The sequence below is a fragment of the Micropruina sp. genome (assembly GCF_047602385.1).
In the GTDB taxonomy this organism is placed as follows: domain Bacteria; phylum Actinomycetota; class Actinomycetes; order Propionibacteriales; family Propionibacteriaceae; genus Micropruina.
On sequence record NZ_JASGHL010000006.1, the window covers coordinates 1 to 14,656 of the forward strand.

12 protein-coding genes are annotated in these 14,656 nt (G+C 69.0%); 5 read left to right on the top strand and 7 right to left on the bottom strand.

Annotated elements, in window-relative coordinates:
• The 7 genes from QM711_RS19095 to gabT form a co-directional block, all read right to left on the bottom strand.
• The coding region (locus tag QM711_RS19095) for an aldehyde dehydrogenase family protein (RefSeq protein WP_415102326.1) at window positions 1–397 on the bottom strand (397 nt) is incomplete at its 3' end.
• A gap of 25 nt (window positions 398–422) precedes the next feature.
• Window positions 423–1,331 carry an aldehyde dehydrogenase family protein gene (locus QM711_RS19100; RefSeq protein ID WP_415102328.1) on the bottom strand — a complete coding sequence of 303 codons (909 nt, stop codon included), beginning with the start codon at window positions 1,329–1,331 and terminating at the stop codon, window positions 423–425.
• 19 nt (window positions 1,332–1,350) lie between these two features.
• Entirely contained in the window at window positions 1,351–2,814 is a 1,464-nt protein-coding gene (locus QM711_RS19105) for an NAD-dependent succinate-semialdehyde dehydrogenase (protein ID WP_415102330.1), read from the bottom strand.
• Window positions 2,811–4,352 (bottom strand): APC family permease, encoded by a 1,542-nt coding sequence (locus QM711_RS19110; protein ID WP_415102332.1) that lies wholly within the window; start codon window positions 4,350–4,352, stop codon window positions 2,811–2,813. Before QM711_RS19110 ends, QM711_RS19105 begins: the two co-directional genes overlap by 4 nt.
• Complete coding sequence (locus QM711_RS19115; protein WP_415102334.1) at window positions 4,349–5,236, bottom strand: universal stress protein; 888 nt, start codon at window positions 5,234–5,236, stop codon at window positions 4,349–4,351. Before QM711_RS19115 ends, QM711_RS19110 begins: the two co-directional genes overlap by 4 nt.
• A complete protein-coding gene (locus QM711_RS19120; protein ID WP_415102336.1) occupies window positions 5,233–6,591 on the bottom strand; it encodes a flavin monoamine oxidase family protein in 1,359 nt (452 codons plus the stop codon). The genes QM711_RS19115 and QM711_RS19120 overlap by 4 nt, the downstream gene beginning before the upstream one ends.
• Window positions 6,592–6,624: 33 nt before the next feature.
• Window positions 6,625–7,980, bottom strand: a complete 1,356-nt coding sequence (gabT, locus tag QM711_RS19125; protein ID WP_415102338.1) for a 4-aminobutyrate--2-oxoglutarate transaminase — start codon at window positions 7,978–7,980, stop codon at window positions 6,625–6,627.
• Window positions 7,981–8,182: 202 nt separating this feature from the next.
• Between gabT and QM711_RS19130 the strand changes: the two genes are divergently transcribed.
• The 5 genes from QM711_RS19130 to QM711_RS19150 form a co-directional block, all read left to right on the top strand.
• Window positions 8,183–9,709, top strand: a complete 1,527-nt coding sequence (locus tag QM711_RS19130) for a PucR family transcriptional regulator ligand-binding domain-containing protein (protein WP_415102340.1) — start codon at window positions 8,183–8,185, stop codon at window positions 9,707–9,709.
• A gap of 155 nt (window positions 9,710–9,864) precedes the next feature.
• Window positions 9,865–12,912 (top strand): DNA polymerase III subunit alpha, encoded by a 3,048-nt coding sequence (dnaE, locus tag QM711_RS19135; RefSeq protein WP_415102342.1) that lies wholly within the window; start codon window positions 9,865–9,867, stop codon window positions 12,910–12,912.
• Between the two features lie 49 nt (window positions 12,913–12,961).
• Window positions 12,962–13,372, top strand: a complete 411-nt coding sequence (locus QM711_RS19140; protein WP_415102344.1) for an OB-fold nucleic acid binding domain-containing protein — start codon at window positions 12,962–12,964, stop codon at window positions 13,370–13,372.
• A gap of 165 nt (window positions 13,373–13,537) precedes the next feature.
• On the top strand, window positions 13,538–14,083 hold the full coding sequence (locus QM711_RS19145; protein WP_415102346.1) for a hypothetical protein: 546 nt from the start codon (window positions 13,538–13,540) through the stop codon (window positions 14,081–14,083).
• The coding region (locus QM711_RS19150; RefSeq protein ID WP_415102348.1) for a CHAD domain-containing protein at window positions 14,080–14,656 on the top strand (577 nt) is incomplete at its 3' end. The genes QM711_RS19145 and QM711_RS19150, both read left to right, overlap by 4 nt.

The following is a 14,656-nucleotide window of genomic DNA, read 5'->3' on the forward strand; positions in this document are numbered from 1 at the left end:
GGATCAGCTTCTTGTTGACGAACTCGTCGGCGGCGAGCAGGCCCATCTCGCGTCCGGTGCCGCTGCGCTTGACGCCGCCGAAGGGGAGCGCCGGCTCATCAGCCAGGACGAGGTTGACGTAGACCATGCCCGCATCGATCTTGTCGGCCACCCTGGCGGCCTGCTCGGGATCGTTGGTGAACACGTACGAGCCCAGACCGAACGGGGTGTCGTTGGCGATCTGTACCGCTTCCTCCTCCGATTCGGCCTTGTAGACCGTCGCCACCGGGCCGAACAGTTCACGATGGTAGGCATCGTTGTCGACGGTGACACCGGTCAGCACGGCCGGCGGGTAGAAGGCACCGTTGCGGGGGCCGGCTGCCGTCACCGTCGCCCCTTGTTCGACGGCGGCGGCCACCTGCGCTCCAGGTTCTCCGCCGCGGTCAACGAGGATAGCGGGGCGATGCGCCATCGGCCGCGGCCAGCAGCTTGTCGGTGAACTTCTCGAGGAATTCGTCATACAGGTCGTCTACCACGATGAATCGTTTGCCGGCGTTGCAGGACTGACCGGTGTTGTCCAACCGGGCGGCGACCGCAGCGTCCACAGTGGCGTCCAGATCGTCGGTGCTGAGTACGATGAACGGATCGGATCCGCCGAGTTCGAGCGCGACCTTCTTCAGGTGTCGTCCGGCGATCTCGGCGACCGCGGCGCCCGCGCGTTCCGATCCGGTCACCGAGACCGCCCGACGCGGCGGTCGGCGATCAGATCGCCGCCTGTTCATTGGTCGCCCGGATATCGACGTCCGCACCCGCCGGCAACCCGGCCTCGGTGTAGATCTTGCAGCGATCGCCTCCGCGGATTCGGGGCACTGCGGGGCGTGCTTGAGCAGGATGGTGTTGCCGATTGCGAGGTTCGGCGCCGCGAACCGGGCGACCTGGTAGTAGGGGAAGTTCCACGGCATGATGCCGAGCAGCACCCCCAGCGGCGAACGGCGGATCACCGCGGTGCCGTCACCGTCGATGGTCAGCGGCTGGTCGGCGGTGATCTGGTCGATGTGGTCGGCGTTGTAGTCGGTGATGTCGGCGGCGAAGTCAACCTCACCCAGCGCGGCTTCGATCGGTTTGCCCATCTCGCGGACGATGATCGCAGCCAGCTCGTCGCGGCGTTCCCGGTGCAGGCGAGCCACGGCCCGCAGCAACTCGGCCCGCTCGGCGGGGGAGGAGCTTCGTCCCCAGCCTCGGTAGGCGGCGTCGGCGGCGGCGAGGGCGGCCTCGACTTCGGCGTCGGTAGCCGTCGGGTAGCTCGCCAGGGTCTGCCCGGTGGCCGGATTGACGACGGTGTAGTCGCTCATGGTGGTCCCTTCGTTCCGCTCAGTCGGCGGGGATCAGCGTGTATTTGGTGGACAGGAATTCATGGATGCCCTCCGGCCCGCCCTCGCGGCCGATGCCGGACTGCTTGACCCCGCCGAACGGGGCCGCCGCGTTGGAGACCACCCCGACGTTGAGGCCCATCATGCCGGTCTCCAACCGGTCGATCAGCCGGTGGCCCCGGGCCAGGTCGCGGGTGAAGGCGTAGCTGACCAGGCCGTAGTCGGTGTCGTTGGCGAGCCGGACGGCCTCGTCCTCGTCGGCGAAGGTGGCGATCGCCAGCACCGGGCCGAAGATCTCCTCGTGCAGGATCGAGCTACCGGAGCGGACGCCGGCGACCACGGTCGGTTCGAAGAAGGTGCCGGGGCCGGGCAGCACGTTCCCGCCGGTCAGCACGGTGGCACCGCGGTCGACCGCGTCCCGGACCAGCTCATCGGCCTTCGCCACCGCGCGGCCGTCGATCAGCGGACCGATCTGGACGCCGTCCTCGGTGCCACGTCCGACCTTCATCCGGGCCACCCGGGCCGCCACCCGGGCGGCGAACTCTTCGGCCACCGACTCGTGCACGATGAACCGGTTCGCAGCTGTGCAGGCCTGCCCGATGTTGCGGAACTTGGCCAGCATCGCACCGTCAACCGCCTGGTCGAGATCGGCATCGTCGAAGACCAGGAACGGCGCGTTGCCGCCGAGCTCCATCGACACCCGCAGGACGCGGTCCGCCGCCTGGGCGAGCAGCCGCCGTCCGACCTCGGTGGAACCGGTGAAGGACAGCTTCCGCAGCCGCGGGTCGGTGATCAGCGGAGCGGTCGTCGCCGACGACGCGTCGGTCGTGTACACGTTCACCACGCAGGCGGGCAGCCCCGCCTCGACCAGCAGCTTCACGAAGTACAGCGTGGTCAGCGGGGTCAGGGCCGGCGGTTTCACCACCACCGTGCAGCCAGCGGCCAAAGCCGGGGCGATCTTGCGGGTGACCATCGCCAACGGGAAGTTCCACGGCGTGATGAACAGGCACGGCCCGACCGGACGCTGCGAGACGAGCATCCGTCCGGTGCCTTCCGGGTTCAGCCCGTAGCGGCCCGAGATCCGCACCGCCTCCTCACTGAACCAGCGCAGGAACTCGCCGCCGTAGGTCACCTCGCCGCGAGCCTCGGCCAGCGGCTTGCCCATTTCCAGCGTCATCAACAGCGCCAGGTCGTCGGCGTGCTCGTGGACCAGGTCGAACGCCCGCCGCAGGATGTCGCTGCGCCGGCGCGGCGCAGTGGCCGCCCATTCCTGTTGCGCGGCGACGGCGGCGTCGAGCGCCCGCAGCGCATCCCCCGGGGAGGCGTCGGCAATCTCCAGCAGGGGACTGCCGGTGGCCGGATCGACGACCGCCAGAGTGCGGTCCTGTTCGGCGGCCACCCACTCACCGCCGATGAACAAGCCGGTCGGTACCTGGCTGAGCAGGGTCTGTTCGGTCGCGGTCATCGGCGTACCTTTCGTAGGCTGGCGGGCGCGTCCATCGACAGGGTCTGGCCGCGGAAGAAGGCCGGGCGTTTGATGGACTGCCAAATCATCACGACCACGCCGACCAGAATCACCGCCACCCCGAGAATGAAGACCAGGCCGATACCCCCGACGTTCGACCCGCTGCCGTAACCGGGATCCAGCGAATCGACCAGCGTGGTGACGAAGAGGATCAGCAGGATCGCCCCGCCGAGCAGCGGGCAGAACAGGGTGAAGAAGAAGAGCCGCGCCGAATCGAACCATTGCTTGCGGAAATACCACACGCAGGCGAACGCGGTCAGGCCGTAGTAGAAGCAGATCATCATGCCCAGCGCGGTGATCGTGTCCCACAGCGCGTCCTCGCTGAGCACCCGCATCACCGCGTAGAAGGCGGACGCGACGATCGAGGACGCGATGGTCGCGTACCCGGGGGTGAAGAAGCGGGGGCTGACGGCGGCGAACTTCGGCGACAGTGCGCCGTAGTGGCCCATCGCGAGCAGCGTCCGGGCGGGGGAGACGAAGGTCGACTGCAGGGACGAGGCCGAGCTGGTCAGCACCGCCAGGGAGACCAGGAACGCCAGCGGTCCCAGGATCGGCCCGGACAAGTGGAAGAACACGTTCTCCTGGATCTCGACGTTGCCCAGCCCCAACTCGCCGTCCCCGACGCCGGAGTACATGATCATCGCCACGGCGAGCAGCAGGTAGAGGCTGACGATGGTGAACACCGTGACGGTGGCGGCCCGGCCCGGCGTCTTTTCCGGATCCTTGGTCTCCTCGTTCATGGTGAGGGTGACGTCCCAGCCCCAGAAGATGAAGATCGACAGCGATAACCCGGCTGCGAACGTACTGAACGAGGTCAGCTCGAACGGGTTGAACCAGGAGAACTGGAACGCGGTCGAGTCGAAGCCACGACCGTTGACGGCCTGGACGATGGTGACGATCGCGAAGAACAGCAGCACGATCATCTGGAAGCTCACCAGGAAGTACTGCAGCTTCTGCGTGGTCTGCATGTCGCGGTAGGAGATGGTGGTCGCGCCGAGCATGAACAGCAGGCAGACCACGATGTTGATCCAGGTGACGCCGGCGAGCTCAGCGATGGATTCGTTGCCGGTCAGCTGCGAGATCAGCAGGAACAGGAACTCGACGGCGATGCCGGCCAGGTTGGACAGCACCAGGATGGTCGCGGCGACCAGCCCCCAGCCGGCCATCCAGCCGATCCACGGGCCGAACGCCCGGGTGGCCCAGGTGAACGAGGTGCCCGAGTCGGGCATCTCACGGTTGAGTTCGCGGTAGCCGAAGGCGACCAGCAGCATCGGCAGGAAGCCGACCAGGATCACCGCCGGCACCTGCAGCCCGACCACGGACGCGGTGGGCCCGACTGCGGCGGTGAAGGTGTAGGCCGGCGCGATGCACGAGATGCCGATCACCACGGCACCGATCAGGCCGACGCTGCCGGCGCTCAGGCCCTTCTGGGAGATGCCGTGGTCGGCCGACTCGGTGGTGGAGGTGTCGCTGGTCATGCGCCGTCCCCTTCCTGGTGATGGGCACGGGGAAGGACGACCACCGGGACGGGGACTTCGTGGAGCATCTTGGCGACGGTGGAGCCGAGGAACAGCCGGCGCGGCTGGGCGAGCCGTCCGGATCCGGCGAGCAGCAGTTCGCCGGGCTGCCAATCCAGAGCGGCGACCGCGGCCTCGATGCTGTCGCCGTCGGCAACGACGACCTCGGCGGCCATGCCCGGCGGCAGGCTGGTGTTGGTCGCGGCCAGCACCTCATCGGCCTCGGTCGGTCGGGCGGGCGAGCGGGCGGCGTCTCCGGTCGGTCCCGGTAGATCGATCGGCAGCAGCGAGAGCAAGCGGATCGGCGCCCCGGTCGCGAACGCCAGGGCCGCCGCGTCGGACATCAACGTTTCGTCACCGGGACGCGGGCTGACCGCGACGGTGAGCCGGGTGACCGCGGTGTCGGCGGCGAGCTTGCGGGCGCCGCGCGGCACCAGCACCACCGGAACGTCGGAGGAGTGCAGCAGCTCGGTGCTGGTGGGCCCGAGCCGGTGCCGCCCGCGCAGCCCACCGCCGCCGGCACCGACCACGAGGTAGTCGGCGCCGCGGTCGTGGGCAAACTCGATCAGCCCCTGGGCGAACGAGTCAGCGGCATGGACGTGGGGACGGGCGGTCACCGCGTCCGGAACCCGGCCGATCGCGTCGGCCAGCCACTGCTGCGCGAGGTCGTGCAGGTGCCGGTCGTAGGAGGCGTCCGGGGGCGTGATCACGCTGCGTCCCGTCGCCGGCAGAACCACGACCACATCGAGCACCGACCCGGTGGCCGCGGCCAGCCGGGCGCCGAAGGCCACCGCGTCGCGGCCACGTTTGGTCGCCGTGTAGCCGACGACGATGCGGGGGCTCATGCGGTGGCCTCCTCAATGATCTGCCGGGCCGCCAGGCGCCCCATCCGGATGGCGCCGTCGACGTGTTGGTATCCTGCGCCGGCCAGGTCGCTGCAGGCGAACCGGATCGGGCCGACCGGGGTGCGCAGGTCTGCGCCATAGCGGTGCAGTCCGCCCATGTCGAAGCTGGCGGCGTAGGCGCCGCGGGTCCATTCCTCGCTGCCCCAGTCGCTCTCGTAGTAGACGATCGGGTTGAGCGCTTCGGGTCCGTAGTAGTGGGACAGCGATTCCAGGATGCGCCGCTTGCGCTCCTCGGCGCTGACCTGGAAGACGTCGTCGGCGTTCCGGTCGGAGACGAACCCGACCAGGGTGCCGCGTTCGTCGCCGTGGTTGGTGTTGTCGTACGCCTCATGAGAAAGCTCATAGGGGCTGAACGCGGTGCCGGACAGGCCCTGCTCGCGCCAGAACGGCCGGTCGTAGACGGCATGCACCTTGATCACGAAGCCCATCGACAGATGCTGGTGCATCTGGTGCTGCAATCGCGGCAGCGGCGGAACGAACGAGATCCGCGGATAGAGCACCGGTGCGAGCGCCAGGATCGCCCTGCGGGCATGCACGGTGACGCCGTCGGCGATCGCGGTCACCCCGTCCTCACCCCAGGCGAGCGTCCGCACCGGCTGGTTCAGGAACACGTCCGGGCCCAGCCGTTCGGCCAGCGCCAGCGGCACCCGCTGCAGGCCCCCGACGACCCGCTTGTCCAGGATGAAATCGGCGTCGACCAGGTTCGAGTAGCTGCCGGCCGAAGCCGCCATCAGCAGCGACTGCAGCAGCGAGAAGGCGTGCGTGGGTTTGGTCAGCATCGCCGAGCCGGTGGCGAAGGCGAGGTTCCGGACGGCCTCGTCGTCGTCGGTCTGCGCCCGCAGCCACGCCTCCCAGGTGATCGCGTCCCACTCGGCCGCCTTCGGATGCGCCTCGGGCCGGTCGGGATCGATCTCGGCGGCCATCGCATCCAGGCGCTGGGTGACCTCGGCGATCACCCGTGCGGTGTCGGCACCCACCGGGAAGACGTCGCCGGTGAACCGGACTAGGGTGCCGTCCGGGCCGATGTAGACCGAGTCGCCCTCGCGGTAGCGCTGGTAGGTCTGGAGTCCCAGTTCGTCGATCGTCTCGATCAGGGCGTCCTGGTCGGGCGAGACCCACTGGCCGCCGATCTCGAGCATGGCACCGTCGAGGACGTCGGTCCACAGCCGTCCACCGATCCGGTCGCGGGCCTCCAGGACGGCGACCGATCGGCCCGACCTGCTCAGTTCGTTGGCCGCGGTCAGGCCGGCGGCGCCGGCACCGACGATGACGACGTCACGGGTGATCTCATTCAATTGCGCGGTTCTCCTTCGTTGTTGACGCCCGGGTCAGTGGGCGGCGAGCGCGGCGGCCACGATGTCGAGGCCCTCGTGCAGCAGATCGTCGGGAATGGTGAGCGGCGGCAGGAACCGGATCACGTTCCCGTAGGTGCCGCAGGTCAGCACGATCACACCTTCGGCGATCGCGGCCTTGGCCACGGCGGCGGTGAGCGCGGCGTCCGGGGCCTTGGTGGCGGGATCGGCGAACTCCATCGCCATCATCGCGCCCTGCCCGCGCACGTCGCCGATCCTCGGGTCGGACGCCTGCAGCGCCGTCAGCCGGGACCGCAGCAGGTCACCGATCTCGGTGGCGCGGGCCAGCAGCCCTTCGGTCTCGAAGGCCTCGATCGCGGCGAGTGCCGCCGCGCAGGCGACCGGGTTCCCGCCGTAGGTACCGCCCAGACCGCCGGTGTGGGCGGCGTCCATGATGTCGGCGCGGCCGGTCACCCCGGCCAGCGGCATGCCGCCCGCGATGCCCTTGGCGGTCGTGATCAGGTCGGGGACGATGCCGAACGTCTCACTGGCGAACATCACCCCGGTGCGTCCGAAACCGGACTGCACCTCGTCGGCGATGAACACCACGCCGTTGGCGCGGCACCAGTCGACGACTGCCGGAAGGAAACCCTCGGCCGGGACGATGAAGCCACCCTCGCCCTGGATCGGCTCGATGATGACCGCGGCGAGATTGTCGGCACCGATCTGCTTCTCCATGAGCGAGATCGCCCGGGACGCCGCCTCGGCACCCGAGAGTCCGTCCCGGTACGGATACGACATCGGTGCCCGGTAGATCTCGGCGGCGAACGGGCCGAAACCGCTCTTGTACGGCATCGACTTCGCGGTCAGCCCCATGGTCAGGTTGGTGCGGCCGTGATAGGCGTGATCGAAGGCGACCACAGCCTGCCGGCCGGTGAACTTGCGGGCGATCTTGACCGCGTTCTCGACCGCCTCGGCGCCCGAGTTGAACAGTGCACTGCGCTTGTCGAAGTCGCCCGGCGTGAGCCGGTTGAGCGCCTCGGCGACCGCCACGTAACCCTCGTACGGCGAGATCATGAAACAGGTGTGGGTGAACTGCGCGGCTTGCGCCGCGATCGCGGCGGCCACCGTCGGGTGCGCGTTGCCGACCGTGGTGACCGCGATGCCGGACCCCAGGTCGATCAGCGAGTTGCCGTCGGCGTCGACGACCACGCCGCCGCCGGCTGCGACCGCTTGGATGGGCACGGTGTGTCCCACCCCGGCTGCGACCGCAGCCGCTTTCCGGGCCAGCAGCTGCTGCGAGCGGGGTCCTGGAATCGAGGTGACGAGGCGGCGCTGCTGCGCAAGCGTGGGTCCGCCCAGCGAAACATGGGTGTCGAGTCCAAGTGACATGCCCGGAGCCTAGGGCGCCGCACCTCCGTGGCGATATTCGCCACAATGTATATTAATGGGACATTTCTGTACACAACGTACAGGGATACCCACTCTCGCTGGTCGCGCTTGTCAAGACCCCTGAGTTCCGCGGGGCTGCGAGGGTCTCGACACGCTCAACCAGCGCTGATCGTTGATCGGCGTGTTCCTGGAGGGGGTGGCCATGGCGGCCGCACCGAAACCGACCCTGCGTGCGCTGCTCAATCGCCGCGACCTGGGCCTGCGGCTGGCCACAACGGAGGACGAGCTGCCGCCCGGCGCGCTGGACACACCGCTGCGCTGGGTGCATGGCTCCGACCTGGCCGATCCGACGCCCTTCCTCACCGATGACCTGCTGCTGCTCACCACCGGCACCCAGTTCGACGGTGACGACCCGGACCCGTATCGGTCCTATGTCGCACGGCTGGCCCGGCGCGGCGTCCGAGGGCTCGGCTTCGGCACCGAAGTGGTCCGTGACGGCATTCCGGATGCCCTGCTGCACGCCTGTACCGACCAGCGGATGCCGCTGTTCGAGGTGCCGTACCGGACGCCGTTCATCGCGTTGGCCAGGGCGAATGCCGAGGCCGTCGCTGCGCAGGCCTACGCCCGGCGCAGCTGGGCACTCGCCGCGCAACGGGCGATCTCGCTGGCGGCGCTGCAACCGGACGGCCTGGGCGCGACCCTCGCCGAACTCGCGCGGCAGCTGGAGTCGTGGGTCGGCCTGTTCGACGCTACGGGCACGCTCGTCCGGGATCATCCAGCGGGCGGACTCACGCCCGCCGCACTCAGCGAGGTCACCGGCGAGGTCGGTGCGATGCTGCGCCGCGGCGTCCGGGCCGGGTCGTCGCTGGAGGCCGCAGGGGCGAGCTTCACCCTGCAGACGCTCGGACCCGGCGGGCAGCTGCGCGGAGCGATCGCGATCGCCGCCGGCGGCCTGGACGCCGAGAGCCGCGGCGTCGTCACCTCGGTGATCGCGATGGCCGGCCTCGCCCTGGAGCAAACAGTCGGGCTCAACCAGGCCCGTCAGTCGCTGCGCAGCGGACTGGTGCGGAGCCTGCTCACCGACGACCCGAGTGTGGCCGCGCCGGTCGTCCGCGAGCTCTGGACGCCGCTGCCGCCGGAAACCGTCGTGGTGGCCGTCGCGACCGTCCCCGCCGCGCGCGCCCAGGTCGCGTCCGACTGGCTGGAACGGCAGTCCGCGGACCACTCCGTGTTCCACGGCCCCGGACCCGACGGCCTGGTGATCGCCGTCGCCGACGCGGAGCAGGCGCTGCTGGACGAGTTCGCCGCGCTGTTCGAGGCCGGGGTCGGCGTATCGCGACCGAGCGGTTACGGCGACTTCGCCCGGGCCCACGCCGAGGCGGTGGCCGCGCTCACCCGGCCCGGCAGCACCGCCCAGGTCTCCCGGTTCGCCGCGTTCGCCGGGAACGGAGTTCTCGCCCAACTCACCGGAACGCAGGCAGTCGTCGTCGCCGAGGCACACCTGGAACCGTTGCGGACGCACGACCGGAGGCACGGCACCGCTCTGCTGCACACGGTGCGGGTCTGGCTGGAATGCGACGCCCGGATCGACGCGGCGGCGCAGCTGCTCGGTGTCCATCGTCACACGGTGCGGGCCCGGATCGCCCAGGCGCAGAAGCTGCTCGGCGTCGATCTCGCCGGTTTCCCGGCGCGAGCCGAACTGTGGGCCGCCCTGCTCGCCTCAGAGTAAGGGCGCCGTCCGCCGGCCGACACGCCGGGCCGCCGCCCCACGCACCGAGTGTCGCAGGGCAGCGTCGGCCGGCGGGGTTAGGGTAGGGGCTCCGCTGGACTTCCCCCTGGCGATCAGCCCGGTCCACCACAGACTTCTGGAGGTCGAAACCGCCGATGGCCGATGGGTTCGTGCATCTGCATTGCCATTCCGAGTACTCGATGCTGGACGGCGCCGCGCGGCTCAAGGATCTGGTCAAGGGCTGCGAGCAGATGGGCATGCCGGCCCTGGCCGTCACCGATCACGGCAACCTGTTCGGCGCCTACGAGTGGTACAAGGCGGCCAAGGGCTCCGCGGTGAAGCCGATCATCGGCCTCGAGGCGTACCTCACTCCGAAGACGCACCGCAGCGAGCGCAAGCGCGTCCAGTTCGGTGACGGCACCGGCGACGACGTGGCGTCCAAGGGCGCGTACACGCACATGACGATGTGGGCGCAGAACTCCGAAGGTATGCACAACCTGTTCCGGCTCAGCTCGCTGAGCTCACTGGAGGGCTTCTTCTACAAGCCGCGCGCCGACCGGGAACTGCTCAACCGCTACGCCAAGGGTTTGCTGGCCACCACCGGCTGCCCGTCCGGCGAAGTGCAGACCTATCTGCGACTCGGCCAGTACCAGCAGGCCGTCGAATCGGCCGCCGAGTTCCGCGACATCTTCGGCGAAGGCAACTTCTACTGCGAGCTGATGGACCACGGACTCGACATCGAGCGCCGGGTCCGGGAGGACCTGTTGCGGCTGGCCAAGGACCTGAAGCTGCCGCTGGTGGCCACCAACGACCTGCACTATGTGCACGCGAACGACGCCGACGCCCACGACACCCTGCTGTGTGTGTCGTCCGGCTCGAACCGGGACACCCCGAACCGGTTCAAATTCGACGGCAACGGCTACTACCTGAAAAGCCCGGCCGAGATGCGCGAGATCTGGCGCGAGCTGCCCGAGGCCTGCGACAACACGCTCGCCATCGCCGAGCGCTGCGAGACGCACTTCGACGAAGGCACCGGCACCTACATGGCCCGCTTCCCGGTGCCGGCCGGTGAGACCGAGGAGTCCTGGTTCGTCAAAGAGGTCCGCCGCGGCCTGGAAGTCCGCTTCCCCGAAGGCGTCCCCGACTACGCGACTCAGCAGGCCGAGTTCGAGACCCAGGTCATCGCCGGAAAAGGCTATTCGGGATACTTCCTGGTCGTCGCCGACTTCATCAACTGGGCGAAGAACAACGGCATCCGGGTCGGACCGGGTCGCGGTTCCGGCGCCGGCTCGATGTGCGCCTATGCACTGCGGATCACCGATCTCGACCCGGTGCCGCACGGGCTGATCTTCGAACGCTTCCTGAACCCCGAACGTCCCTCGATGCCCGACTTCGACATCGACTTCGACGAGCGCCGGCGGGGCGAGGTGATCCGCTACGTCACCGAGAAGTACGGCGACGACCACGTCTGCCAGATCGTCACCTACGGCACCATCAAGGCCAAGCAGGCGATGAAGGACGCCGGACGCGTGCTCGGCAAGCCGTTCGGCCTGGGGGAGCGGATCACCAAGGCCTACACCCCGCCGGTGATGGGCAAGGATGTGCCGCTGCCGGAGGTGTTCAACCCGCAGCATGCCCGCTACGCCGAGGGCGGCGAGTTCCGGGCGATGTATGAGGCCGAGCCCGAGGTCAAAGAGGTCGTCGACACGGCGATGGGCATCGAGGGCCTGAAGCGCCAGTGGGGCGTCCACGCCGCCGGCGTGATCATGTCGTCGGCGCCGCTGCTCGACGTCATCCCGGTGATGAAGCGCGAATCGGACGGCCAGATCATCACCCAGTTCGACTACCCGAGCTGCGAATCGCTGGGCCTGGTCAAGATGGACTTCCTCGGCCTGCGCAACCTGACCATCCTGGACGACGCCATCGCCAACGTGAAGGCCAACCAGGGCATCGACCTCGACCTGGACGAGCTCAGCAAGCACACCACCGACGCCAAGACCTACGAACTGCTGGCCTCCGGCGACACTCTCGGCATCTTCCAGCTGGACGGCTCCGGCATGCGCGTCCTGCTGCGCCAGATGCAGCCGGACAACTTCGAGGACATCTCCGCGGCGCTGGCGCTATACCGGCCCGGCCCGATGGGCGCCAACAGCCACACCAACTACGCGTTGCGCAAGACCGGCAAGCAGCCCATCACCGCGATCCACCCCGAGTTGGCCGAGCCGCTCGCCGAGATCCTCGACCTCACCTACGGCCTGATCGTGTACCAGGAGCAGGTGCAACAGATCGCGGTGAAGGTGGCCAACTACACCCTGGGTGCGGCCGACGAGTTGCGCCGGGCGATGGGCAAGAAGAAGAAGGAGGTGCTGGAAGCCGAGTTCGTCAACTTCGAATCCGGTATGCACGCCAACGGCTTTTCCGACGCGGCGATAAAATCGCTGTGGGACATTCTGGTGCCCTTCTCGGACTACGCTTTCAACAAGGCGCACACCGCCGCCTACGGGCTGATCTCGTACTGGACGGCCTATCTGAAGGCCAACTACCCGGCCGAATACATGGCGGCCCTGCTGCAGTCGGTGAAGGACGATAAGGACAAATCGGCGATCTACCTGGCCGAATGCCGCCGGATGGGCATCAAGGTGCTGCCCCCCGACGTCAACGAATCCGACGGCATGTTCACCCCGGTCGGCAACGACATCCGCTACGGCCTGGGCGCCATCCGCAACGTCGGCGACAACGTGGTGAAGGGGATCGTCGAGGGCCGCGAAACCAACGGCAAGGCGTCCGATTTCAACGAGTTCCTGGACAACGTGCCGCTGGTGGTGTGCAACAAGCGGGTGATCGAATCGCTGATCAAGGCCGGCGCCTTCGATTCGCTGGGGCACACCCGGCGGGCGCTGATGGAGTGCTACGAGCAGAAGGTCGACGAGGTGATCGACCTGAAGCGCAACCAGGCCAACGGCCAGGACGACCTGTTCGGCGACTTCGGCGGGGGAGAGGCGATGGTCAGCACCCCGGTGCCGGAGGTGGAAGAGTGGGAGAAACGGATTCGGCTCGCCTTCGAACGCGAAATGCTCGGGCTGTACGTCTCCGATCATCCGCTGCTCGGCCTGGAGCACGTGCTGCTGGCCAATCGCGATCAGTCGATCGGACAGGTGGTCGCCGGGACGGCCCGCCCATCCCCACCGCGATCGCGGGCATGATCATTCCAGGTCACCCGTAAGCAGACCAAGAACGGCAACCTGTGGGCGATTGTTCACCGTCGAAGACCTGGAGGCGTCCATCGAGGTCCTGCTGTTCCCGAAGGCGTATCAACTGGTGGCGCTGCAATTGGCCACCGACACCATCGTGCGGATCAGGGGCAAGGTGGTCGGCAAGGACGAGGGCGTGGAATGGCGGGGCACCGATGTGAGCTTCCCCGGACGTCTCCGAGGGGCCATCCGGCCCGGTGGTGATCTCGCTGCCAGCGGCCCGCTGTACGCCGGTGGTGGTGCAGCAGCTCCGGACCGTGCTGACCAGCCGTCCAGCACGCCGGTGAGGGTCCGGCTGACCACCTCGACCGCGCCCGCGGTCTGGAAGCTGGAGGAGACCCTCAGCTGTTCCGTCGCCGCCGTTGATGGCCGACCTGAAGGCGCTGCTCGGCCCATCCTGCTGAGCGTGTGACCCGCCCGGATCCGCCGATCTGGGCTGGTCCACCGCGTCCCGGACGAGCGCCGCTGGGCTGTTCCCGGTGAGCACCCGCGCCGACTCTGGCCGCCGAGGGCGGCACAACCGCTGCCGGCGCGCCGCAACGACCGCACGACGGCCGCGATCTTCGCCGGCATCGCGGTGATCGTCGGTATCGCGTTGCGCCGTGTGGCGGCTGGTGGTGCGCCCGCTGCCGGCTACGTCGTCCAGCCGGACGGCTCGGCGACGGTCAGCGGCATTCCCTGGCAGCACTTCGCGGGCGACACCTGGTACGCGGCGATCGGAATGTTCGCCGGCGCGGGCCTCGGCATCGCGACCTGGCGGCCGAGGGATGCAGGCTGGCCTTGCGCCTTCCTCGCCGCCCGGCTCGGCCTGCTGGCCAGCGTGGTCTGCTGGCGACTCGGCCAGGTGTTGGGCGGCGTGCCGTTCGACGAGCTGGCCGCGGCGAACCCCGGCGACACTGTGCCGATCTCACTAGCGTTGCGCTCACCGTCCGCCCTGGCCGTGTGGGCGTTCGCGGCCGTCACGCCGATTCTGCTCGGCTCGGCGCTGGGCCCGGACGACGACGCCGCGCCGCGGCAGCACCGCCGGCGCCCCCGCCGGGGGCGCGTCGAGCCACCCGAGCAGCGCGAGGTCGTCGATGACCTCGGCGTCGTCCGTACCGAAGAGAACGCGAGCAACCAGTGACCACAGCCCCTGACGTCGTCCTCTCCTACCTGCGCACCCAGGCCGACGTGATCGCCGGGCGTGCCGACGACGTCCGCGTCGACGCTCCCGACGCGGTGCACCGCAGCCGGGTGGCCACGCGACGCTCCCGCAGCGCGCTGCGCACCTTCGCCCCGCTGTTTCGGCGTCCGCGGGTGCGCGCGCTGCGGAACGAACTGGCCTGGCATGCCGATCATCTCGGCGCCCCACGCGACGCCGAAGTACTCAAGGAACGCCTGCTGGCCGCCCTTGCCACGCTGCCCGCCGATCCGACTCACGGGCCGATCGCCGAACGGCTGTCGGCCTCCCTCGACGACACCCATGCCCGCGCGCACGCCTCGCTGGTCGACTCGATGAACACCGAGCGGTACGCATCGCTGCGCGAGACGCTCACCGACTTCCTGTCCGACCCCCCGGTGCGCGCGCACGCGCGGGATGCCGAGGTCGACGTCCTGCCGGGCCTGCTCGCCGGCGCCGTCGACCGGGTCGGACGGCTCACCGAGCGCGCCAGCGAGATCGACGAGGACGCCCACCGCTGGCACGAGGTGCGCAAGG

Coding starts and splice junctions, on each gene's coding strand:
- gabT (WP_415102338.1), bottom strand. CDS start 7,980: ATGTCACTTGGACTCGACACCCATGTTTCGCTGGGCGGACCCACGCTT.
- QM711_RS19105 (WP_415102330.1), bottom strand. CDS start 2,814: ATGACCGCGACCGAACAGACCCTGCTCAGCCAGGTACCGACCGGCTTG.
- dnaE (WP_415102342.1), top strand. CDS start 9,865: ATGGCCGATGGGTTCGTGCATCTGCATTGCCATTCCGAGTACTCGATG.
- QM711_RS19115 (WP_415102334.1), bottom strand. CDS start 5,236: ATGAGCCCCCGCATCGTCGTCGGCTACACGGCGACCAAACGTGGCCGC.
- QM711_RS19130 (WP_415102340.1), top strand. CDS start 8,183: ATGGCGGCCGCACCGAAACCGACCCTGCGTGCGCTGCTCAATCGCCGC.
- QM711_RS19110 (WP_415102332.1), bottom strand. CDS start 4,352: ATGACCAGCGACACCTCCACCACCGAGTCGGCCGACCACGGCATCTCC.
- QM711_RS19100 (WP_415102328.1), bottom strand. CDS start 1,331: ATGAGCGACTACACCGTCGTCAATCCGGCCACCGGGCAGACCCTGGCG.